The organism is Stenotrophomonas sp. GW821-FHT02D01 (genome assembly GCF_059421765.1).
Genome location: NZ_JBWKVP010000002.1, coordinates 562,320 through 583,984 on the forward strand (window position 1 = coordinate 562,320; position 21,665 = coordinate 583,984).

Annotated in this window: 17 protein-coding genes; 10 read left to right on the forward strand and 7 right to left on the reverse strand. The window is 66.5% G+C overall.

Going from position 1 to position 21,665, the window contains the following annotated elements; all coding sequences use genetic code 11:
- The first annotated feature begins 219 nt into the window (after window positions 1-219).
- A complete protein-coding gene (locus tag AC07UW_RS07375; RefSeq protein WP_313250329.1) occupies window positions 220-1,854 on the forward strand; it encodes an NAD+ synthase in 1,635 nt (544 codons plus the stop codon).
- 110 nt (window positions 1,855-1,964) lie between these two features.
- Here AC07UW_RS07375 and AC07UW_RS07380 read toward each other — a convergent pair whose 3' ends face one another.
- Window positions 1,965-3,164: a lipase family protein gene (locus AC07UW_RS07380; RefSeq protein ID WP_495211735.1), complete on the reverse strand. Its 1,200-nt coding sequence runs from the start codon at window positions 3,162-3,164 to the stop codon at window positions 1,965-1,967.
- Between the two features lie 154 nt (window positions 3,165-3,318).
- Complete coding sequence (locus AC07UW_RS07385; RefSeq protein WP_089236594.1) at window positions 3,319-4,203, reverse strand: outer membrane protein assembly factor BamD; 885 nt, start codon at window positions 4,201-4,203, stop codon at window positions 3,319-3,321.
- Between the two features lie 113 nt (window positions 4,204-4,316).
- On the opposite strand from AC07UW_RS07385, the gene rluD reads away from it, so the two are divergent.
- Genes rluD through AC07UW_RS07400 form a run of 3 tightly spaced genes read left to right on the forward strand, consistent with a single transcriptional unit; the run spans window position 4,317 to window position 6,498 of the window.
- A complete protein-coding gene (gene rluD / locus AC07UW_RS07390; protein WP_223496322.1) occupies window positions 4,317-5,306 on the forward strand; it encodes a 23S rRNA pseudouridine(1911/1915/1917) synthase RluD in 990 nt (329 codons plus the stop codon).
- Window positions 5,306-6,073, forward strand: coding sequence for a peptidoglycan editing factor PgeF (pgeF, locus tag AC07UW_RS07395; protein ID WP_032975162.1), 768 nt, complete (start codon window positions 5,306-5,308; stop codon window positions 6,071-6,073). The genes rluD and pgeF overlap by 1 nt, the downstream gene beginning before the upstream one ends.
- Complete coding sequence (locus AC07UW_RS07400; protein WP_495211736.1) at window positions 6,073-6,498, forward strand: thiol-disulfide oxidoreductase DCC family protein; 426 nt, start codon at window positions 6,073-6,075, stop codon at window positions 6,496-6,498. Before pgeF ends, AC07UW_RS07400 begins: the two co-directional genes overlap by 1 nt.
- A gap of 69 nt (window positions 6,499-6,567) precedes the next feature.
- On the opposite strand, the gene otsA is transcribed toward AC07UW_RS07400, so the two are convergent.
- The 4 genes from otsA to AC07UW_RS07420 form a co-directional block, all read right to left on the reverse strand.
- Window positions 6,568-7,932, reverse strand: coding sequence for an alpha,alpha-trehalose-phosphate synthase (UDP-forming) (otsA, locus tag AC07UW_RS07405; protein ID WP_140227824.1), 1,365 nt, complete (start codon window positions 7,930-7,932; stop codon window positions 6,568-6,570).
- Window positions 7,929-9,710: a glycoside hydrolase family 15 protein gene (locus AC07UW_RS07410; protein ID WP_313251895.1), complete on the reverse strand. Its 1,782-nt coding sequence runs from the start codon at window positions 9,708-9,710 to the stop codon at window positions 7,929-7,931. Before AC07UW_RS07410 ends, otsA begins: the two co-directional genes overlap by 4 nt.
- Window positions 9,711-9,748: 38 nt before the next feature.
- Complete coding sequence (otsB, locus tag AC07UW_RS07415) at window positions 9,749-10,507, reverse strand: trehalose-phosphatase (protein ID WP_025874307.1); 759 nt, start codon at window positions 10,505-10,507, stop codon at window positions 9,749-9,751.
- 105 nt (window positions 10,508-10,612) lie between these two features.
- A complete protein-coding gene (locus AC07UW_RS07420; protein WP_495211737.1) occupies window positions 10,613-13,045 on the reverse strand; it encodes a TonB-dependent receptor plug domain-containing protein in 2,433 nt (810 codons plus the stop codon).
- Window positions 13,046-13,285: 240 nt separating this feature from the next.
- Here AC07UW_RS07420 and AC07UW_RS07425 point away from each other — a divergent pair, with 240 nt between their 5' ends.
- From AC07UW_RS07425 to AC07UW_RS07445, 5 genes are all read left to right on the forward strand, one after another.
- A complete protein-coding gene (locus AC07UW_RS07425) occupies window positions 13,286-13,762 on the forward strand; it encodes a DUF3574 domain-containing protein (protein ID WP_312107213.1) in 477 nt (158 codons plus the stop codon).
- A 36-nt stretch (window positions 13,763-13,798) separates the two neighbouring features.
- Window positions 13,799-14,659 (forward strand): XAC2610-related protein, encoded by an 861-nt coding sequence (locus AC07UW_RS07430; RefSeq protein WP_495211738.1) that lies wholly within the window; start codon window positions 13,799-13,801, stop codon window positions 14,657-14,659.
- 184 nt (window positions 14,660-14,843) lie between these two features.
- The gene (locus tag AC07UW_RS07435; protein ID WP_495211739.1) at window positions 14,844-15,767 is read left to right on the forward strand and encodes an FG-GAP repeat protein; all 924 of its coding nucleotides are present in this window, start codon (window positions 14,844-14,846) and stop codon (window positions 15,765-15,767) included.
- Window positions 15,768-15,876: 109 nt separating this feature from the next.
- Window positions 15,877-17,595, forward strand: a complete 1,719-nt coding sequence (locus AC07UW_RS07440) for a thiamine pyrophosphate-dependent enzyme (RefSeq protein WP_495211740.1) — start codon at window positions 15,877-15,879, stop codon at window positions 17,593-17,595.
- A 647-nt stretch (window positions 17,596-18,242) separates the two neighbouring features.
- Window positions 18,243-19,847 (forward strand): SulP family inorganic anion transporter, encoded by a 1,605-nt coding sequence (locus AC07UW_RS07445; protein WP_495211741.1) that lies wholly within the window; start codon window positions 18,243-18,245, stop codon window positions 19,845-19,847.
- 76 nt (window positions 19,848-19,923) lie between these two features.
- Here AC07UW_RS07445 and AC07UW_RS07450 read toward each other — a convergent pair whose 3' ends face one another.
- Window positions 19,924-20,634, reverse strand: coding sequence for a glutathione S-transferase (locus AC07UW_RS07450; protein ID WP_223496304.1), 711 nt, complete (start codon window positions 20,632-20,634; stop codon window positions 19,924-19,926).
- A gap of 148 nt (window positions 20,635-20,782) precedes the next feature.
- Between AC07UW_RS07450 and AC07UW_RS07455 the strand changes: the two genes are divergently transcribed.
- Entirely contained in the window at window positions 20,783-21,598 is an 816-nt protein-coding gene (locus AC07UW_RS07455; RefSeq protein ID WP_495211742.1) for a DUF3014 domain-containing protein, read from the forward strand.
- The last annotated feature ends 67 nt before the right edge of the window (window positions 21,599-21,665 follow it).

Consider the following 21,665-nt stretch of genomic DNA (forward strand, 5'->3'; position numbering starts at 1 on the left):
CAGCCGCGCAGCGGCTACGTGTTTGTAAAGCCGGCCGCTGGCCGGCTGTCTGAAACAGAAAGGCCGCCTCCGGGCGGCCTTTCTGCGTCCGGGTATCGGCGACTCGCTGAACCGCATCCACGCATGGCGTGGATCTACTTCAGCACACACCCGGGCGCACCCCATCCACGCATGGCGTGGATCTACAATGTGCGCATTGCAACCACAGGCTGGACCCTCATGGCTTCGATCCGCATCGCGATGGCGCAGTTCGACTTCCCGGTTGGCGATGTCGCCGGCAACACCGAGCGCATCATCGAGATGATCGGTCAGGCGCGCGACGAATACGGCGCCGGGCTGGTGATGTTCCCCGAGCTGGCGATCAGCGGCTATCCGCCGGAGGACCTGCTGCTGCGCCCGGGCTTCCTGTACGAGTGCGAGCAGGCGATGACCCGCATTGCGGCTGCGTGCCGTGGCATCACCGCCGTGGTCGGTTGGCCGCAGGCGGCCGGTGCGGTGGTCTACAACGCGGCCAGCGTGCTGCGCGATGGCCTGGTGGAGCAGACCTATCGCAAGCGCGAGCTGCCCAATTACGCCGTGTTCGACGAGCGCCGCTACTTCGATGTCGACCCGGACGGTGGCAGCTGCGTGTTCGAGGTTGACGGTATTCCGGTTGGCCTGCTGATCTGCGAAGACCTGTGGTTCGCCGAGCCGCTGGCCGATACGGTGCGTGCTGGCGCGCAGCTGGTGGTGGTGCCGAACGCTTCACCCTACGAGCGCGGCAAGCATGCCCAGCGTGACGCCGTGCTGGCTGCACGTACCCGCGAAAGCGGTGCGGCCATCGCCTACCTCAATGTGGTGGGCGGCCAGGACGCGCTGGTGTTCGATGGTGCATCGGTGGTGGCCGATGGCGATGGCACGGTGCACCCGGCCGCGGCGGCCTTCGTCGACCAGTGGCTGGTGGTGGACTACGACGGCGCTACCCGTAGCTTCCTGCCGCAGGTATGGATGGACGATGGTGACGAGAGCATGGATGCGCTGGCCTGGCGCGCGGTGACCCGCGGCATCCAGGACTACTGCAGCAAGAACGGTTTCAAGAAGGTGTGGCTGGGTCTGTCCGGTGGCATCGACTCGGCGATCGTGCTGGCCATGGCGGTCGATGCGCTGGGCGCCGAGAACGTCACTGCGGTGCGCCTGCCGTCGCGCTATACCGCCGGCATGTCCAACGACCTGGCCGCCGAGCAGTGCCAGGCGCTGGGCGTTAAGCTGGAAGCCGTTTCCATCGAGCCGGCGTTCCAGGGCCTGATGCAGGCGCTGGCGCCGATGTTCGAGGGCACCACGCCGGATGTGACCGAGGAGAACCTGCAGTCGCGCAGCCGTGGCGTGATCCTGATGGCGCTGGCCAACAAGTTCGGTGGCCTGTTGCTGACTACCGGCAACAAGAGCGAGTACGCGGTCGGCTACGCCACGATCTATGGCGACATGTGTGGCGGCTACGCACCGCTGAAGGACCTGTACAAGACCGAGGTGTTCGGCCTGTCCAAGTGGCGCAACACCGTTGGCGGTGCGCCGGTGATCCCGCCGGCGGTGATCAGCCGCCCGCCTTCGGCCGAACTGCGCGAAAACCAGACCGACCAGGATTCGCTGCCGGCCTACGACGTGCTGGACGGCATCCTGTACCGCTACATCGACCAGGAGCAGTCGCGCACAGAGATCGTCGCTGCAGGCTATGACGCGGCGGTGGTGGATCGTGTGCTGCGGCTGGTGCGGATCAGCGAGTGGAAGCGCCACCAGGCCGCGCCGGGCCCGAAGGTCTCGCGCCGCGCGTTCGGGCGTGAGCGCCGCTATCCGATCAGCAACGGCTACAAGAGCTGAGGACCGGTCGCCGGGCATGGCCCGGCGCTACCAATGTTCGATGGACCCATCGGTAGTGCCGGCCGCTGGCCGGCAACCGGGTGTACCGCCCATCCACGCATGGCGTGGATCTACTGGGCTTCGTTGAGCAGTTGCTCCAGGCCGGCGGTTTCGGCGGCGTCGTCAAAATGGCTGTCCCCCAGCCGCGCGCGCACGAATGCCAGGGCATCGGCCGCTGCTGCGTCCAGCGTGCCGCGATGGTCGACCGGGTAGCGTCGGAAGGCCACCGGTTCGCCGCGCACGGCCAGGCCGGCGGCATACAGCAGGGTGGTCAGATAGGGCACGTCGCGGTCCTGGCTGCCGTGGCCCAGCATCAGCGGCTGGCTGAAGCCCCGGCGTGGCACGCCCAGATAGTCATGCAGCAACGTCCAGATGCCCGGTACCGAGCTCAACGGCGCGTTGAACATCTCTCCTGTGTTGGCGCCCTCCAGGGTGACAGCCAGCGGGCCCAGGCACTGCTGGCGCGCCAATGCGACGCGTGCGTGGCCCTCAGCGCTGAGCACCTGCGCGATGCGTGGCTCCACCTGCAGCAGGCCATCGAGCAGGTAGGCATGGTAGGCATTGAGCGCGCCCGGATTCGGCGTGCGGCTGTCCGGCTTCATCACCAGCGCAGTCAGTTCGACGGCCGTGGGTGTGCCGGTGGTGAAGCTGCCGCGGTACTGCAGCGAGGGTCCATAGGACGGTGCCAGATGGCCGGCAGTGAGCGCGGCGGCGCCACCCTGCGAGTGGCCCACCGATACCCAGCGCGGCGACAGCATGGCGCTGCCCAGGAACCGATGGCCCGCCTTCACCAAGTCGATGGCGTTGCGCGCGGCGGTGCGCACGTGCAGGTAGGCGTGGTCGCCCGGGCTGCCCAGCCCCTGGTAATCGGCGGCGAACACTGCATAGCCCTGATCCAGGAACTGGTCGAGAAAGCGGCCATCGCGCTCGGGCTGGTAGGGGCCGGACACCGAAGGCGCGCAGTGGTCGGCGATGCCCTGGGTGCCGTGTGCCCAGGACACCACTGGCCAGCCCCCTGCCGGCGCAGGCCCGGCGGGCAGGTAGACCAGCCCGGTCGCCTCGGCCAGGCGTCCGTGATGATCGGGGGTGCGGTAGGCCAGCTTGTAGGCCTGGGCGGCCTTGGAGGGCACCCAGCTGGCGCGGTAGGGCGCGGCCGAGAGCAGGTCACCCGGCTCCGCCGCCATCGCGACAAGGGGACTGGCGGCCAGCGCGAGCAGGGCAGTGACCAGCAGGGGTGGGCGGGGTCGGAACCGCTGGGACGATGAGGACATGTGGCGCTCCATGCAGGCCGGGATGGCCTTTGCGCCGCAGTCTGGAAGCTGTCCCTTCGCGCTGACTGGGACGGAGGTCGCAGCGATCGCGGATTCGGAGAATTCCTAGCGATGACGCCACGCAAAAAAAAAGGCCCCTTGCGGGGCCTCTTTCTTACTTCTTTTCCAGTCGCGCGTTGCGCTGGCCGGTGGCGGCGGACTTCTCGCCGGCAAACGGGTTCAGCTTGCGGATCATCCACGGATACTTCGGCCACTTGCCTTCCAGCCACGGGTGGTCCGGCTGGTTCAGCTGCAGGACGCGGCGGGCGTCGTCGGCCAGGGTCTTGTTGCCCAGGTGGGTGTAGGAGTCGGCCAGAACCGCAACAGCGTCGTTCTGGAACGCGCTCTGCGGATAGGTTTCCAGCAGGTAATTGGCGCGGCCGGCGGCCGAGACCCAGGCGCCACGGCGCATGTAGTAGAGCGCGTTGTCGAGCTCGTGCTGGGCGAATACGTCACGCAGTACCAGCATCCGCTGACGCGCATCGGCGGCATAGCGGCTGTTGGGGTAGCGGTCGACCACGATGTTGAAGTCTGAATACGCCTGGTGCGGCGTGGACAGATCGCGGCGGCTTGCGTCCAGGGACCATACGCGGCGCAGGAATACCGTATTGCGATTGGAATTGGCCAGGCCGCGCAGGTAGTACAGGTACGCGATGTTGCGGTGGGTCGGGTAGGTACGGATGAAGCGGTCGATGCTGGACACCGCGTCATCGTGCTTGCCGGCCTTGTACTGGGCGTAGGCCGATTCGATCATCGCCTGCTCGGTGTACGGGCCGTAGGGATACTGTGCCACCAGGCGGCGGAAGCTGGCTTCGGCGCCGCTCCAGTTGCCGCCTTGCATCAGCTTGTGGCTCTTTTCGTAGAGCTGTTCGACCGGGGTGCCTTCATCAGGGCGATCGCCCTTGGTGCCGCGGTTGCAGCCAGTGGCGACGATGACCAGCACCAGCAGGAGGGCGGTCAGGCGGACGGGCGCGGAGAGCAGGACGGAGCGTCGGATCATGGGGTCAATGCGGGACGCGGCTGGAATACGAAGGGTCGATGATAGCCTAGTGTCCTGTCCAGCGACTGAAACCGGCTCGCCGGGACCCCAAAATTTCAAAGATGCCCCCTGCCATGTCTGAACAACCCTCCGAATCGGCCCGCCAGGCCATTGTCCCCGACACCTCCGCCGGCCGTCGTTTCGACGCGGTCGTGGCCGAGCTGTTCCCCGAATACTCCCGCTCCCGCCTGACCGAGTGGATCAAGGCTGGCGACGTCCTGCTGGACGGCGCGCAGGCACGCCCGCGCGACGCGCTGCGCGGCGGCGAGGTGGTCACCCTGCAGGTGGTGCTGGAAACCCAGACCACCGCCGAGCCGGAAGACATCCCGCTGGACGTGCTGTTCGAGGACGAGCACCTGCTGGTGATCAACAAGCCGGTCGGCCTGGTCGTGCACCCCGGTGCCGGCAACCACAGCGGTACTCTGGTCAATGCGCTGCTGTACCGCGATCCGTCGGTGGCGGTGCTGCCGCGCGCGGGCATCGTGCATCGCCTGGACAAGGACACCAGTGGCGTGATGGTCGTGGCCCGCACGCTGGAAGCGCAGACCGCGCTGGTCGAGCAGCTCGCTGCCCGTGACGTGCACCGCCAGTACCTGGCCGTGGTGATGGGCGCGCTGGTGGCCGGTGGCACGGCGGATGCGCCGATCGACCGCCACCCGCGCGACCGCCTGAAGATGGGCGTGCGCGAGGATGGCAAGGAAGCGGTGACCCATTACCGCCTGCGCGAGCGCTTCCGTGCGCATACCGCGCTGGAATGCCGCCTGGAAACCGGGCGTACCCATCAGATCCGCGTGCACATGGCGCACCTGCGCCATCCGATCGTGGGCGATCAGCTGTACGGCGGTGCGCTGAAGCTGCCCAAGGGTGCCAGCGACGAGTTGGTGGCCGCGCTGCGCGGCTTCAAGCGCCAGGCCCTGCATGCAGAGACCCTGGAGTTCGTGCATCCGATCAGTGGTGAGCCGGTGCGCAACACGGCGCCGGCGCCGGCCGACATGCTGCACCTGATGAAGGTGCTGCGCGAAGACAGCGCTGCCTTCGCCGAGCGCGAGCGGGACCGCTGGTAATGACTACCGCGCTGCCGCTGCTGCAGGCCGATTGGCCGGCGCCCCCGGGCGTGCATGCACTGACCACGCGCCGGCATGGCGCGGGTATCTCGCCAGCGCCGTTCGCCCAGTTCAACCTGGGCAACCGGCACGCGGCCGACGGTGACACCCCTGCCAACGTCGAGCACAACCGGCAGCTGCTGCAGCAGGGCCTGGCGTTGCCGTCGGCGCCGCATTGGCTGCGCCAGGTGCACAGCAGCACCGTGCTGCGTTTCGGCGCGCCGCCGGTGGAGGGCGCCAGCGAACCGGTGGCCGATGCCGCGGTGACCTCGGTGCCCGGCGTTGTGCTGGCGATCCTCACCGCGGACTGCCTGCCGGTGGTGTTCGCCGCTGTCGATGGCAGCGAGGTGGGCGCCGCCCATGCCGGTTGGCGTGGCCTGGCCGACGGCATGCTGGAGGCCACCGTGGCCGCCATGCAGACGCCACCGGCGCAGCTGCGCGCGTGGCTGGGCCCGGCAGCGGGACCGGCCGACTACGAGATCGGCGAAGAGGTGTACCACGCCTTCGTCGGCCACGACGCGGCCGCTGCGGCGGCCTTCGTGGCGACCCGCCCCGGTCACTGGAAAGTGGATCTGTTCGCGCTGGCGCGACAGCGCCTGCAGGCCGCGGGCATGGAGCTGGGCAACATCCACGGCGGCACGGTCTCGACCATGGCCGATGCGGATCTGTACTCGCACCGCCGCGACCGCCGCACCGGCCGGATGGCGACGCTGGTGTGGATGGACTGATGCGCGGGGATCGCGCTGCGGGGGCAGAACCTGGCGGCGTGATCGTCTTCGATGGCGTCTGCGCGTTGTGCAGCCGCTGGGTGCGTTTCCTGCTGCGGTTCGACCGGCAGGAACGCTTTCGCTTCGCGGCGATGCAGGGCGCGCAGGGCAGCGCGATGTTGCGCGCGCATGGCCTGGACGCGCACGACCCGACCTCGTTCCTGCTGTTGGACGGGCGGGGCGCGTGGACCGATACCGACGCGATCCTGCGCGTTCTGGGAGCACTGGGTGGTGGCTGGCGCCTGGCGGCCGTACTGCGCGTGCTGCCACGCCGCTGGCGCGATGGCGCCTACCGCGTGCTGGCACGCAACCGCTATCGCTGGTTCGGGCGCCATGACGCCTGCTTCCTGCCGACGCCGGCACAGGCCGCGCGCTTCCTCGATTGAAAAACGGGGACGGAGGGGATCAAGTCGTTTGTGGCGTAAACGGCTTGATCCCCTGCGTTCCCTTTCCAGTCAGCCTTCCAGCGCCTCGAGGTAGCTGCGGCGCCAGTGGTTGATGTCGTAGGTGCGCAGGTGTTCCATCATCGCGTGCCAGCGTTCCTTGCGCCGGTGCAGCGACATCGTCGCGGCGGTGGCGATGGCATCGGCCACGCCGTCCAGATCGTGCGGATTGACCAGCAGCGCCTGCTTCATTTCATCGGCGGCGCCGGCCAGCAGGGACAGCACCAGCACGCCGGGATCTTCCGGATCCTGCGAAGCCACGTATTCCTTGGCCACCAGGTTCATGCCATCGCGCAGCGGGGTCACCAGGCCGACAGCGGCGGCACGGTAGAAGCCGGTCAGGGTGGCGTGGGTGAAGTTCTGGTTGACGTAGCGCAGCGGCGTCCAGTCGGGCTCGGCGTGGCCACCGTTGATGTGGCCGGCAATCTGCTCCAACTGGCTGCGCAGTTGCCGGTACTCGGTGACATCGCCGCGCGAGACCGGTGCGATCTGCAGGTAGGTGAGCGAGCCGCGCTGGTCGGGATGGCGCTGCAGGTAGCGTTCGAAGCCGAGGAACCGTTCGGGCAGGCCTTTGGAATAGTCCAGGCGATCCACGCCGATGGCGAGCTGGCGGTCGCGCAGGCTGCTGCGCAGATTCTTCACGGCCGCCTTGCTGGCTGCGGTGCTGGCCTGGCGGGCGATCAGCTCGGTGTCGATGCCGATGGGGAACGCCGCGGCTCGGAAGTGACGTCCGCCGGGCGCTTCGAGCTTGCCGTTTTCCAGTACCCGGCCACCGCCGAACAGGCGCAGGTAGGTCTGGAAGCGATCGGCATCGCGCTGGGTCTGGAAGCCGACCAGATCATAGGCATACAGCGCCGAGAACAGCCGCAGATGGTCGGGCATGGCCTGCAGCAGGTCGGCCGAGGGCATCGGGATGTGCAGGAAGAAGCCGATGCGGCAGCCGATGCCGCGCTCGCGCAGCATCGCGCCGAGCGGAATCAGGTGATAGTCGTGGATCCAGACGATGTCGTCTTCGCGCAGCAGCGGGGCCAGCTTGTCGGCGAACAGTGCATTGACCCTGTGGTAGGTCTCGCGGGTGCCGCGGTCGTAGTCGACCAGGTCCAGGCGGAAGTGCAGCAGTGGCCACAGTGTGCGGTTGGCGAAGCCGTTGTAGTAGCCATCCACATCGCGCTTGGCCAGGTCCATGGTGACGTACTGGATGTCACCGTCACGTTGTTCGTGCAGCGTGCCACTGGCCTCGCGCACGCTCTTGCCACTCCAGCCGAACCACAGCCCGCCGCGTTCCTTCAGTGCCGCCAGCAGGCCCACGGCGAGGCCACCGGCGCGGTTCTCGCCAGGGACGGCAACGCGGTTTGAAACAATGACAAGACGACTCACGAGGCCTCCTGCCAGGACCGCGACAGGCGCATGGCCGCGGTGATCAGACCGACATGCGAGTAGGTCTGCGGGAAGTTGCCCCAGGCTTCACCACCGTCGAAGGCGAGGTCCTCCGACAGCAGACCCAGGTGGTTGCGTTGCTGCAGCAGCGCTTCGAACATTTCGCGCGCTTCATCCATGCGGCCGATCGCAGCGAGCGCATCGATGTACCAGAACGTGCAGATGGTGAAGCTGGTTTCCGGTTCGCCGAAATCATCTGGCGCGATATAGCGATACAGCGCGTTGCCATGCTTGAGGTCACGGCCGATGGCCTCGACGGTGGCGACGAAGCGTGCGTCGTTGGCGTCGATGAAGCCGATGTCGGCTAGCAGCAGCAATGAGGCATCCAGGCGATGGCCATCGAAGGTATCGGTGAAGTGGCCGAGCTCTTCGCTCCAGGCTTTTTCCATGATGCGTGCGTGGATGGTGTCGGCACGCTCGCGCCAGTACTGCGCGCGATCATCACGCTTCAGGCGCACGGCGATCTTGCACAGGCGATCGCACGCCGCCCAGCACATCGCGCTGGTGTAGGTATGCACTTCGGTGCGGCCGCGGAATTCCCACAGGCCCGCGTCGGGCACGTCGTGCAGTGCGAAAGCCTGTTCACCCAGCGGTTCCAGCCGAGCGAAGGTGTGGCTGTCACCCGGATCCTGCAGGCGGCGGTCGAAGAACAGCTGGGTGGAGGCCAGCACCACGCTGCCGTATACATCGTGCTGGCGCTGTACCCAGGCCAGGTTGCCGCGCCGCACCGGCCCCATGCCGCGGTAGCCGGACAGGCTGGGTACTTCGTCCTCGTCCAGCTTGGCTTCGAAGCCGATGCCGTACAGCGGCTGCAGCGTGCCGTCGGTGGTGGCCAGGTTGAAGATGTAGCCGAGGAACTGCTCCATCGTGCGGGTGGCGCCCAGACGGTTCAGCGCGCGCACCACGAAGGCGGCATCGCGCAGCCAGCAGTAGCGGTAGTCCCAGTTGCGGACGCTGCCGGGCGCTTCCGGAATCGAGGTGGTCATTGCCGCGATGATCGCGCCGCTGTCCTCGTACTGGCAGAGTTTGAGGGTGATCGCACTGCGGATCACCGCGTCCTGCCATTCCAGCGGGATGGACAGGTAGCGCACCCATTCGCGCCAGTAGTCGCGGGTGCGCTGGAAGGCTTCCTGCACGTAGCCGCTGATGGAGCGGTTGAGCGATTCATCCACGCCCAGGATCAGGTGGATGGGATGGTTGAGCACGAACGGCAGGCCATCACGCACGAAGCGCACAGGAACGTCGGTGGTCAGGCGCAGCACATGCTCGGGCAGGATCCAGCGCACGTGGTTGCTGCCCCAGGTGGACTCGGGCACGCGCGCGCCCCAGTCGGCCAGTGGTCGTGCGCGGATCACGATGCGCGGGCTGCCTGACAACGGGCGCACCTGGCGGATGAGGCTGACCGGCCGGTAAAAACGGTCGTTCTGGCGCCAGCGCGGGGCGAAATCGAGGATTTCCAGCGCGCCCCCATGCGCATCGCGCAGCACGGTGCGCAGGATCGCGGTATTGGTGAGGTATTCCTGTTCGCTGCCGGCGAAGTCCTCCAGCTCGATGGCGAAGTCGCCGCCGGTCTGCTGGTTGGGGCTGAGCAGGGCACAGAAGGTCGGGTCGCCGTCGAAGGTCGGCAGGCAACTCCAGACAACACGGGCGTGCTTGTCGATAAGGGCGCCGAAGCTGCCGTTGCCGACCACGCCCAGATCAAGATCGGGTTGGGTCATCACGCGGTACATCTCGGTTGCGGCCGTGGGGGCCGGGGTCAATACGCATTCTCACGCAGCCAGGCGTGCACGCTGCGTATGTCGGGCAGCGCGAACACCGCTGCACTGGGTTCACGTTCGCCGATCAACACGCTCCAGCCATGCAGGCCATTGGCCGCATCGAAGCCGAATTCATCAGTCAGGTCATCGCCGAGGAACACCGGCAGACGTCCACGGAACGGCAGGTACTGCATCAGCCGGCGTACTGCCCGGCCCTTGTTGGTAGCCACCGGGACGAATTCAACGACATGGTCGCCCGGCTGCAGGCGATAGCTGGCACGGCCGCGAACGTGGCGGTCGGCGAAGGCGCGCACATCGTTGGCTGCATGCGGTGCGCCACGCCAGTGCAGGGCCAGGCCTACGCCCTTGTTCTCGACCAGTACGCCGGGGTGACCATGGGCGAAACGCATGGCTTGTTGATGAAGCGCATGCAGCCAGTCGGCGGTGTCGTCAGCATGCTCATCGCGTATCACGTGCCCGTCCTGCGCACGCAGTTCGTGGCCATGCAGGCCCGCAGCGGGAAGCTTGAGCGGCGCGAACAACTGGTCCAGCTGTTCAAGCGGGCGACCACTGACCAGTGCCACGGCACCTTCCAGGCGATCGCTGATGCGGCCGATGGCTTCACGCACATCGGGGAGAAGCTGCACGGCGTCGGGACGTGCAGCGAATTCGATCAGGGTGCCATCCACATCGAGGAACAACGCGCACGCGTCGTCCAGCAATGGAGGTGGCGGACGCAGGGGGAGCGGTTCAGCCATGGCGACCACCATGCCAGCGACGGCGTGTACGCGGGGTCGAGGTCAGGCCACGGCTGGTGCGGACCAACGGTCCGCACCCACCCAAGGCAATCACACCCAGAGCAATCAGAACGTGTAGCGCACGCGACCGTAGTAATACGCACCGTTGCTGCCGATCGGCGACAGCACGTCGTAGGGCAGGTTGCCGAAGTAGTGGATGTCCTCGTTGGAGCGATCCGGGTAGTTGTCGGTCAGGTTCTGCCCACCGATGGCCACGCTCCACTGCGGGGTGATGCGGTATTCCACTTCCGCATCCAGCTGCCACTCGGCCTGGTAGGTCTGGCGCGGAATGTAGCCATCACCGAAGTTGAATACGCGGGTGGCGCTGCCGTAGCGGTTCACCCGGCTGCTCAGCGACCAGCGGTCGTTGTTCCAGCTGGCCGCGAAACTGCCACGGGTACGCGGGGTGGCATCGGTCAGCGTATTGGTCTCTTCGATGCCGAACAGCACGTAGTCCGGGTCCAGCGCCTGCAGCTGCGCGGGCGTGGCCAGCACGTTCTTCAGCGTGGTCTTGGTGTAGGCGTAGGTGCCGGTCAGCAGCAGCTGGCCATCGCCCAGCGACTGCCGCCAGTTGCTCACCAGCTCGGCGCCGCGGGTGCGCGTGTCGGCGGCGTTGACGAAGAAGCTGGCGCTCTGCAGGCCGCCGACGCCGTAGTTGGTGGCCACGTAATCGGTCAGTGCATCGCCGGTGATGCTCTCGGACAGTGCGATGCGGTCGTCGATGTCGATCTGGAAGAAGTCCAGCGACAGGTCGAAGTGCTCGCCGATGCGGCTGGTGAAGCCGAGCGAGGTGTTCAGCGACTTCTCCGGCTTCAGGTCCTGCGCACCCAGGCCACGGGCGATGGGGTTGTTGACCGAGAGCAGGCGGCCCTGCACCAGCTGGCCGCCGGCGTTGTAACCGGTGGAGGTGGATTCGTAGCCGATCTGCGCCAGCGACGGTGCGCGGAAATTGTTGGAGATCGCGCCGCGCAGGGCGAATGCCGGGGTGAACTCATAGCGCAGGCCGAGCTTGCCGGTCAGTTCGCCGCCGAAGTCATCGCTGTGCTCGTAGCGCGCAGCCAGGTCGGTGGAGAATTTTTCGCCGAACTGGCTGGACAGGCTGGCGTAGGCGCTGGCCACATCGCGTGACAGGGTCGCCGCGTCCTGCGGAGTCAGGCCACCGCCTGCCTGCGAGCCGGTCGGACGATCGGTGTACGGGCCGGCGGCGTAGCTGGCCGGGTCGCCTGGACGGGTCTGGTAGCGTTCGTGGCGGGCTTCGGCGCCCAGGCCCAGGGTGTGGCTGATGCTGTCGCTCTGCGAGAACACGCGGCTCAGGTCGAAGTTGCCTACGGTCTGCGCGTACTCGTAGTCGGCCGTCTTGAAGCGGGTCGGGCTGGTCGGGCCGAGCGAGGCGTTCAGAGAATCGCGCAGACGATAGGTGAAGTCGTTCTGGCCGTAATCCAGGCTGCCGTCATAGCTCCATTCACCCCACTGCCCACGGATACCGGCCACCGCCTGCACGTCGCGGTTCTCGCCTTCGGAGATCGGCCGGTAGCCATTGGGGTAGACCTCCTTCCAGTTGGCATCGCCATCGGGGTAGCGGAAGTAGTTTGCGCCTTCGGTATCACGCTGGTTGAAGGTACCGAACGCATAGAACGTCGCGGTCTTGCCCACCGGAATCTCGGTGTTCAGCCACAGATTGATGTCCTTGCTGGCGCCATCGCCGAGCACGTAGTTGCGCTTGCCCTGCAGGGCAAGATTGGCCTCGGTCTGGTCCCACGGCGGAATCTGGTCGAAGCCGGCGCGGTTGGTGCCGTTGCGCTTCTTGTATTCCAGGCCGACGCGCAGGAAGCCGCCGTCTTCGCCCAGCGAGGTGCCGACCTTGGCACTGAGGTTGCCCGTCTGGCCGTCGGTGAGGGTGCGGCCGATCGGCTTGAGGTCGGTGTGGTTGGCGCCGTAGCTGGCTTCGATCTCGCCGCCGTCACCGCCGTTGTCGAGAATCACGTTGATCACGCCGGCCACCGCATCGGAGCCGTACAGCGCACCGGCGCCATCGCGCAGTACTTCGATGCGCTTGATGGCGCTGACCGGGATTGCGTTGAAGTCGACCGGCGTGGTGCCCTTGCCGATCTTGCTGTCGGTGTTGACCAGCGCGGTGTGGTGGCGGCGCTTGCCGTTGACCAGCACCAGCACCTGGTCCGGCGACAGCCCGCGCAGCTGCGCGGCGCGCACGTGGTCGGCGCCGCCGGAGTTGGATTGGCGCGGGAAGTTGAACGAGGGCAGCAGGGCCTGCAGGGCGCTGCCCAGTTCGCCATTGACCACGCCGGCCTTGCGGATGTCCTCGGCGGTCAGCACGTCCACCGGCGACGTGGATTCAAGCACGGTGCGGTCGGCGGCGCGGGTGCCGGTGACGATCACCGTGTCCAGGTTGGTGGCGGCGTCCTGGGCCGAAGCCAGGGCGGGGGACAGGGCGAGCGCGATGGCGAGGCCGAGCGGCGACGCGGACAGGCGGGGGGACATGCGGACTCCAGCAGCAACGACGTGGGGAAGGGGGAGGTAGATAGTTTCACTTACATCCATCCGGATGAAGCGATATATTATCTTGGCGTGAGGAGGCGGTGCGATGCAAGTCCCGGCTCCCATTGCATCACTTCATGCCCTGCCGGCATGAGGGAATTGGTTGCAGCCGCAACCGAGGCGCAGGTGTACCCTCCGTGCCCCTTCGTCGTGCTTTTTCCCCTTCCCGGAGTGCTGTTCCCGATGAAACACCTTGGCCTTGTCTTCGCCGTGCTGCTGGCCACCAGTGGCTGCGCCAGCCTGTCCTCCAAGGCGCCCAGCGCCTATGCCACCACCGCCGACCTGCAGGGCGACGCCGCGCGTCCGTCCAGCGGCCACGGCTGGGTGCGCAGCGAGCTTTATTTCGGCGTGGGCGAAGAGCAGGGCGCCGGTGACCGCCCGCAGGCCGGCACCATCAGCGATGCGCAGTGGCGCGCGTTCCTGGACAAGGAAGTGACGCCGCGCTTCCCGGACGGCCTGACCGTGTTCGATGCCTACGGCCAGTGGCTGTTCCGTGGCGATGCTGCCCCGAACCGCCTGCGCACCAAGGTGCTGGTAGTGCTGCACGAGGACAGCCCGCAGCGCCGCGCCGACATCGAAGCGATCCGTCTGGCGTGGAAGCAGCAGACCAAGCACCAGTCGGTACTGTGGTCGCGACAGGCAGTTGACGTATCGTTCTGACCTGGACGCGCCACTGTGGCGCTGCAGGGAATGACGATGACACCCAGGGATGTGCTGATGACCGTGATGCTGGCCGGTCTGTTGGTGCCGGCGGCACAGGCGCAGGACGAGGACCGGAGCCCGCTGCGGTTTTCGCCGGCAGCGGGCGTGCAGGCGGCGGTAGAGGTACAGGAGGACGGCATGCTTGCCGTGCTCCTGCAGCCGGCAGGTAAACGGCAGCGCCTGCCTGGCGCGCCGGACGCCGAGGGAAATTCGCGCCTGAGCGCAGAGGATCTCGACTTCGACGGGCGTCCCGAGCTGGTTGCGCGCGCGGCGGTGGGCATGGTCAATGAGGCCGTTGCGGTCTACCGCTTCGACGTGGGCAGCGGTGAGTTCCGCGCACTGAAGGCGGTGACCCATGGACACGACCAGTGCGGTGACCTGATGGGCCTTACCGCCGACGCCGCCACGCGCACGCTGACCGCCAGCTGCCGCAGCGGGCCGATGTGGTACACCGACGTGTATCGCTTCAACGGACCGCAGCTCTATCTGTACCGCGGTGAGAGCGTGTTGATGCTGGGCGATACGCTGAACCGGGCGCTGCACTGGGAAGAGACCGAGAACCAAGGGCCACTGGCGGTGTGGCGCACCTACGATCCCTCCGGCAAGGTGCTGGAAAGCGCCATCGGCGACGGGCTCGGCGCACCGGCAAGCGGTGCGCCGCTGCTGGGGTTGATGGCGAGCGTGCTGCCTGCGCGCCTGTTCCTGTTCGATCATCCCGGTGCGTCCAGCACGCAGCGCTACCTGGTGCAGGGTGATCGCGTGGAGATGCTGGATGAGCAGGATGGTTGGGTGATGCTGCGTTATCGCAACCCGAAGCGCGGCGCGGTGACGGGTTGGATCAACGTCAGCGATTGACGGACGTGAAGTGCCTGGCTGGATGACCTGATCTCCAGTGGCTGATGATGTATCCCCTCCGAATGCGAACCTTCCCTCGAGTCTGCAACAAATTTCGGATTTCTTGCATGGAATCGCATGACTCTGCGTCACACGATGATCGAATCGGCTGACAAGCCCGGTTCTGCGTGGGTGGAGGAAAACGTTGATCATCGATGTGCTGACACACCTGAGGCGGTTACGTGAACAAAGAAATTCGCGGTCCATTGCGGCAATACTCTGTCTGATTCTCCTGCAGGTTGGCCTATTGCAGCCCGGTGAGGCCAGGCCGAAGCCAATCGTGGAACAAACCCAGCTTTCGTTCGAAGTTGCACCAAGAATGCTTGTAAAGGTTGTCCATCACCAAGATGGGGACATCCAGGTCCACCTTCCCTCGGGCGCGAAACAACACCTGGCTCGCGCTGGATCCGAGTCGCCCGGCCTGGAAATAGAGCTGAGCGCTTTGGATGTGGACTTCGACGGCCGCCTCGACCTGGTGGTGCAGGTCCCCGTTGGAATGGTCAATTATTCAACGGCGGTCTATCGGTTCGACCTGGTGCATGGCGACTTCGTAAAAATGCCCGTCATCCGTAAGGCTGATCGAAGTTGCGGAGAGTTCGGATTGATCGAACTGGACTCCGATCAGCAGGTGCTACGTAGCAGTTGCCGGAGTTCAACCTGGCGTACCGATGTGTACCGGCCTTCCGGTGGAGCACTGTACCTATTCCGGTCCGAGCGTATGCTCACGTTGCCTACGTTGGATGGGAAGGTGCTGAGCTTGGAGCCAAGGCGATTTGGTGGTCCACTTGCCGTCTGGAGCAGCTACTCGACTGCCGCAGAGATTCTTGAGCGGGCCATCAACGATGGTCTTTCCGTGCCTGACAACGGTAGGCCATTGGTGCCATTGGCAGCTCGTGTAGTGCCCATGCGCCTGTTGCTGTTCGACCGCCCTGGTGCGTCCAGCGCGCAGCGCTACCTGGTGAAGGGTGATCGGGTGGAAATGCTCGATGAGCAGGATGGTTGGCTTCAGGTGCGCCACCGCAACCCGAAGCGCGGCGCGGTGACGGGGTGGATCAACGTCAACGATTGACGGCAGCCCTGCCCGGAGTTTGCACGACAAGGCGATCGGCCTCTTGCCCACGGGAGCATCACTTCACCGGGACTAGCCTCGGGGTTCCCCCTTGCAAGGTTGTAGCCCCATGAGCAAGCGCGTTGCCGAGATCGTCGTCGATACCCTGCAGCAGGCGGGCGTCCGCCGTTGTTATGGCATCGTCGGCGACACCCTGAACCATGTCACCGACGCACTGCATCGCAGTGAGATCGAGTGGGTGCATGTCCGCCATGAAGAGGTCGCGGCGTTCGCGGCCGGTGCCGATTCATTGATCAGTGGCCAGCTGACCGCCTGCGCGGGTTCGTGCGGTCCTGGCGGTCTGCACTTCATCAACGGCATCTTCGAGAGCAACCGCAACCGCGCGCCGATGGTGCTGATCGCCAGCCAGGTGGTCACCAGCGAACTGGGCATGGAGTTCCCGCAGGAAGTGGATTTCAAGGCGGTGTACGGCAGCTGCACCGTGTTCTGCGAGCAGGTGCACAGCCCGGCCCAGGCACGGCGCGTGGTGGCGCTGGCCTGCCAGGCGGCGATCAGCCGCCGCGGTGTGGCGGTGGTGATCCTGCCGGCCGACATCAGCGAAGCGGAAGTGAAGCGCGATGTGCCGTTCTCGGTGCATTACACCCAGCCGGTGCTGCGCCCCTCCGAGGCCGAGCTGCAGCACATCGCCGAACTGCTGGGGCAGGGCAAGCGTATCGGCATCTATGCCGGCGCCGGTTGCCAGGGGGCACATGCGCAGCTGCTGGAACTGGCGCGGCGCCTGCAGGCACCGGTGGCGCACACATCGCGTGCGAAGGACTTCGTCGAACCGGACAACCCGTACAACATGGGCATGACCGGAGTCTTCGGCATCGAATCCGGGTTCCACACGTTGATGGAGTGCGACACGCTGCTGCTGCTCGGCGCGGATTTCGCCTGGGGCCAGTTCTATCCGGACAAGGCCACGATCATCCAGGTCGACCGCGACGGCAGCCACCTCGGTCGCCGCCATCCGGTGAACCTGGGCGTGGTCGGTGATATCGCACCGACGCTGGACGCGCTGCTGCCGATGCTGCCCCCGCGCGAAGACAGCAGTTTCCTGGACGAATGCATCGAGCACCGCGACAAGGCGCTGAAGAAGCGCGAGCAGGAGGAACAACCCGGCGAAGGGGAACTGATCCATCCGCAGCACCTGACCGCGCTGCTGTCGAAATACGCCACCGACGATGCGCTGTTCACCGCGGATGGTGGCTCGCCGATGGTGTGGGTGCTGCGGCACATCCGGGTGAACGGCCGGCGCCGCACGCTGACCAGCCTGCTGCACGGCACGATGGCCAACGCGATGCCGCAGGCGCTGGGTCTGCAGAAGGCCTTCCCGGGGCGGCAGGTGATTTCGTTGTCCGGCGATGGTGGGTTGGCGATGTTGCTGGGCGACCTGCTGACCGCGGTGCAGGAGAATCTTCCGATCAAGGTGGTGGTGTTCAACAACGGCTCGCTGAATTTCGTCGAGCTGGAGCAGAAGGTGGAAGGGCTGCTGGACAACTACACCGACCTGAAGAATCCGGACTTTGGTCGGTTGGCTGAGGTGATCGGCTTCCATGGCCGCACTGTGACTCGCAGCGAGGACCTGGAAGAAGCGGTGCAGGATTTCCTTGCCCAGCGTGGACCGGCGCTGCTGGATGTACATACCAGTCGCGCGGAGCTGGTGATGCCACCGCAGATCGAAGCCAAGCAGGTGGCGGGCACGGCGTTGTATGCGGCCAAGGCGGTACTGAGCGGTCGCATCGACGACGTGAAGCATCTGCTGGTGGACAACTTCCTGAAGAAGTGAGGGTTGGGTTTTGATGCAGGGCTGCGCCCTGCACCCGCCGAATCAACGTCAACGTCAAAAGCGGGGTATCGGTGGGATGGCGGGGTGGGTCCGGTTGCGGGGGACGCCGTAAACCCGTCCTTGGGGGCTTGGCCGCGGCATCCATGCCGCGGACACCCCCGCAACCGGACCCACCCCGCCTTCGACAGATTCCCACGATCTGTTGGAATGGCATGGTCTGTTGCTCGTGGGGGGACCTTGGTCGACTCGGTAAATCCACGCAATGCGTGGATGTCTGTCGGTAGTGCCGGCCGCTGGCCGTCAACCACGCAGATGCCTGCGATCCGGCGCTTGAGCGCGCAGCGACCGGCTTCTGCTTTTGATCTTTGATTCTCATCCGTGGCTGGCGCCCGCAGGAAACTGTCAGGGGCCGGGCGGGTAGGCTGCGCGGGGGTGTCCGCGGCATGGATGCCGCGGCCAAGCCCCCAAGGATGGGTTCACGGCGTCCCCCGCGTAGCCTACCCACCCGGCCCAACACGGGAAATCGTAGTTCGCGACCAACCACGAGGGGCTCCGCCGTTGGCTGGAACCCATCATTCCACTCGGGAATTGGCGCGCCGGCCCCGCTGGGCCTACCATCGGCGGTCCCCACCCCCACCGCCCCTTCCATGTCCGCTCCCGCTTCCACCGCGCCGCGCCGCTGGTTCGTCGCTGGCGACTTCAATGGCTTCTTCGGCCTGGTCGTCGACAACCTCTCCATCCTCGGCTTCATCGCCATGGCCCTGGTCGGGATGTTCCAGTTCCCCGCCGACGTGGTCTTCGGCCGCATGTTCCCCGGCACCGCCCTGGGCGTGCTGGTCGGCAACCTGCTGTACACCCTGATGGCACGGCGCCTGGCCGCGCGTACCGGGCGCGACGACGTCACCGCCATGCCGCTGGGCCTGGATGCACCGACCAGCATCGGCATGGCACTGCTGGTGCTGGGCCCGGCCTTCCTGGCCTTCAAGCAGCAGGGCCTGGACCCGCATGCCGCCGCCATCGCCACCTGGCAGCTGGGCATGGCCTCGCTGGTCATCATGGGTGTGCTCAAGCTGATCCTGTCCTTCTTCGGTGAAGCCGTGACCCGCGCGCTGCCGCGTGCCGCACTGCTGGGCTCCATCGCGGGCATCGCACTGGTGCTGATGGGCCTGCTGCCGTTGCTGGAAACCCTGCGCTCGCCGCTGGTGGGCTTCACCACGCTCGGCCTGCTGCTGTACGTGCTGATCGCCAAGGGCAAGCTGCCGCTGCGCGGCCCCGGTGTGCTGCTGGCCTTCGTGTTCGGCACCGTGCTGTATTACGGGCTCGGCCTGGCCGGCCTGGGGGTGCCCGGCTTCCAGATTCCGGCCTGGGTGCCGCCGCAGGTGGTGCTGCCGCTGCCGACGCTGGGCTTCATCGAGGGCCTGCCGACCGCGATGACCTACCTGCCGCTGCTGTTGCCGTTCGGCCTGCTGATGGTGGTCGGTGGCATCAACGTATCCGAGAGCGCGCGCGCGGCCGGCGATGACTACCGCACCCGCGACATCCTGCTGGTGGAGGCGGTGGCCACGCTGGTGGCTGGCGTCTGTGGTGGCGTTGCGCAGACCACTCCGTACATCGGCCAGCCGGCCTACAAGCACATGGGCGCGCGCAGCGGCTACACGCTGCTGACCGGCCTGTTCGTCGGCATCGGCGGCATGCTCGGCATCATTTCCGGGCTGGTGCAGTGGCTGCCACTGGCGGTACTGGCGCCGATCATCGTGTACGTGTCGATCGACATCACCACCCAGGCGTTCCAGGCGACGCCGCGCCAGCATGCCGGTGCGATGGTGCTGGGCTTCCTGCCGTCGGCGGCCTACCTGCTGGCGATCAAGGCGCCGGGCTGGATTCCAGCCGACCAGATGGGCGCACTGCTGACCCACGTCGATGGTCATGGCCTGCCGGAGCTGGCGGTGATCTTCGCGTTGGGCAACGGCTTCATCATCACCTCGATGCTGTGGATCGCCACCGTCGCAGCGATGGTCGATGGACGCCTGCGTCGCGCCTGCGGCTTCCTGCTGGTGGCGGCGGCGCTCACCCTGTTCGGCCTGATCCATTCGGTGGATCCGCGCGGCGGCATCTACCTGCCGTGGGATCTGCAGGGCCTGGCCCGCGTCATCAGCTGGCAGTTCGTCGGCGCCTATGTGGCGCTGGCCATCCTGCTGGGGCTGCTGTCGCTGCAGAAGCAGGCGGTGAAGCCGCTGGCTGGGAACGACTGATCACGGGTGGTGCCGGCCTGGCCGGCACCCTCAGAGGCTCCGGTTGGATCGTGCAGTTGCCGGCCAGCGGCCGGCACTACCGATCTGAATCCAGTTCCGGGTAATGCCGGAAGATGCCGTTGGTGTTGAAGGGCAGCCGCCGCTCCGAAGCGAGATAGACGGCGATGCCGGGCCGTTGTTCCACCCGATCCTTCAGCGCGCGCAGCAGTGGCAACGTCGGCCACAGCGCCTGCATGCGGCGTGGGAACATATAGTCCAGCCCGCTCAGCAACTGGAACAGCGACAGGTCCACGTAGGAGTGTTCGCGTAGCGGGTGGCGACCTCCATTGGCCTTCAGCACCTGCTCGAAGTAGCCGAGGAATTTCGGCAGGCGCTCATCGCGCATCGCTGCCGCGCGCGCCCTGGCCTCGGTCTTCTGGTCTTCGTAGTACTTCGACGCGGCGATCGGATGGTGGGTGTCGTGCACTTCGGCCACCAGATCGGCGATGGTCAGCTGCAACTGCAGCGCCTGCATGCGCCGCGAGGCGGCCTGCGGAACCAGATCCAGCGTCGGGCCGAGGAAATCGAGAATGGCCGCGACCTGCGCGATGACCTGTCGCCCCGCCTTCAGGAACGGTGGCGCGAAAGGTTGCGCACCTTCGCTGTGGCCATCGAGGAACGGCTGCATCACGGCGTCGCCGTGCACACGCGCCATGTCCACGTAATCGGCGCCGGCATCTTCCAGCGCCAGCCGCACGAACTCGCCACGGCCTTGGATGCCGGTCCAGTAGTACAGCGCGTACTGCATGAAGCTTCTCCACCCAACAGGAGCAACAGGGTCGCGCGTGCCGCGCAAAGCAGGCGTGAACCACAACGGCAGCGGAATGGCTGGGGAACCCCGCCGAATCAGGGCAGTCACACCTTGTCCATGCAGGTGAAAAGCGAGGTTCTGCATCATGCAGAGTGGAAAAGCGGTCTGGCCCTGGGTTCTGGGCGTGGTGGTGGTGGGTGGTGCGGGCACGTGGTTGTTCCGCGACCAGTTACAGGGCCTGGCAGATGGCGTAGCGGTGCCGGAGCAATCCGCGCCGACCTCGGCAGTCGCCGTACCGAAGCCTGCTGCTACGCAGGAACCCGCGCCCTCTCCGATCAAGCATCCGCTGGATTCGGAGGCCGCCGCCGACCCTGCGTTGCCGAACCTGGCCGACAGCGATGCCGCCGCCTGGAGCACATTGAGCGAACTGTTCAAGGGCGAGGGCGCGTTGACCGCGCTGCTGCGCGATCACCTGATCCAGCGCCTGGTCACCCAGGTCGACAATCTGGACAAGGCCAGTGTGCCGCCTACCGCGCTGGCCTTCCGGCCGCTACCGGGCAGCCTGCAGGTGGAGCCGGGCGAGGGCGGCGAACGCATCGCCGCGGCCAATGCAGCGCGCTATGCGCCCTATGTGCAGGCCTTCACTGCGCTCGACCCGGCGGCGGCGGCCCACGCGTACAAGCGCTTCTATCCGTTGATCCAGCAGGCGTATGTCGATCTGGGCCGTCCTGACGGGTATTTCAATGATCGCCTGGTAACGGTGATCGACCACCTGCTGGACACCCCGGAGCTGGCCCAGGCGCCACTGCTGCAGCGCGATGAGCGCGGCCGCTACCGCTTTGCCGATGCCACCCTGCAGTCACGCTCGATCGGGCAGAAGGCCTTGCTGCGCATGGACGTGGCGCAGGCGCGGGCGGTCAAGCAGCAGCTGCGGGCGATCCGGGCCGCGATCACCCATTGAGGCCTCCAGCGTGGAGATCTGATCCGGATCAACGCGCCGACAACACCGCTTCCGGCATGCTGGCCAT

What these genes read in the sequence shown, in the direction of transcription:
- AC07UW_RS07375 (WP_313250329.1), top strand. Translation starts at nt 220, where the DNA reads ATGGCTTCGATCCGCATCGCGATGGCGCAGTTCGACTTCCCGGTTGGC.
- AC07UW_RS07380 (WP_495211735.1), bottom strand. Translation starts at nt 3,164, where the DNA reads ATGTCCTCATCGTCCCAGCGGTTCCGACCCCGCCCACCCCTGCTGGTC.
- AC07UW_RS07385 (WP_089236594.1), bottom strand. Translation starts at nt 4,203, where the DNA reads ATGATCCGACGCTCCGTCCTGCTCTCCGCGCCCGTCCGCCTGACCGCC.
- rluD (WP_223496322.1), top strand. Translation starts at nt 4,317, where the DNA reads ATGTCTGAACAACCCTCCGAATCGGCCCGCCAGGCCATTGTCCCCGAC.
- pgeF (WP_032975162.1), top strand. Translation starts at nt 5,306, where the DNA reads ATGACTACCGCGCTGCCGCTGCTGCAGGCCGATTGGCCGGCGCCCCCG.
- AC07UW_RS07400 (WP_495211736.1), top strand. Translation starts at nt 6,073, where the DNA reads ATGCGCGGGGATCGCGCTGCGGGGGCAGAACCTGGCGGCGTGATCGTC.
- AC07UW_RS07410 (WP_313251895.1), bottom strand. Translation starts at nt 9,710, where the DNA reads ATGACCCAACCCGATCTTGATCTGGGCGTGGTCGGCAACGGCAGCTTC.
- otsB (WP_025874307.1), bottom strand. Translation starts at nt 10,507, where the DNA reads ATGGCTGAACCGCTCCCCCTGCGTCCGCCACCTCCATTGCTGGACGAC.
- AC07UW_RS07420 (WP_495211737.1), bottom strand. Translation starts at nt 13,045, where the DNA reads ATGTCCCCCCGCCTGTCCGCGTCGCCGCTCGGCCTCGCCATCGCGCTC.
- AC07UW_RS07425 (WP_312107213.1), top strand. Translation starts at nt 13,286, where the DNA reads ATGAAACACCTTGGCCTTGTCTTCGCCGTGCTGCTGGCCACCAGTGGC.
- AC07UW_RS07430 (WP_495211738.1), top strand. Translation starts at nt 13,799, where the DNA reads ATGACACCCAGGGATGTGCTGATGACCGTGATGCTGGCCGGTCTGTTG.
- AC07UW_RS07440 (WP_495211740.1), top strand. Translation starts at nt 15,877, where the DNA reads ATGAGCAAGCGCGTTGCCGAGATCGTCGTCGATACCCTGCAGCAGGCG.
- AC07UW_RS07445 (WP_495211741.1), top strand. Translation starts at nt 18,243, where the DNA reads ATGTCCGCTCCCGCTTCCACCGCGCCGCGCCGCTGGTTCGTCGCTGGC.
- AC07UW_RS07450 (WP_223496304.1), bottom strand. Translation starts at nt 20,634, where the DNA reads ATGCAGTACGCGCTGTACTACTGGACCGGCATCCAAGGCCGTGGCGAG.
- AC07UW_RS07455 (WP_495211742.1), top strand. Translation starts at nt 20,783, where the DNA reads ATGCAGAGTGGAAAAGCGGTCTGGCCCTGGGTTCTGGGCGTGGTGGTG.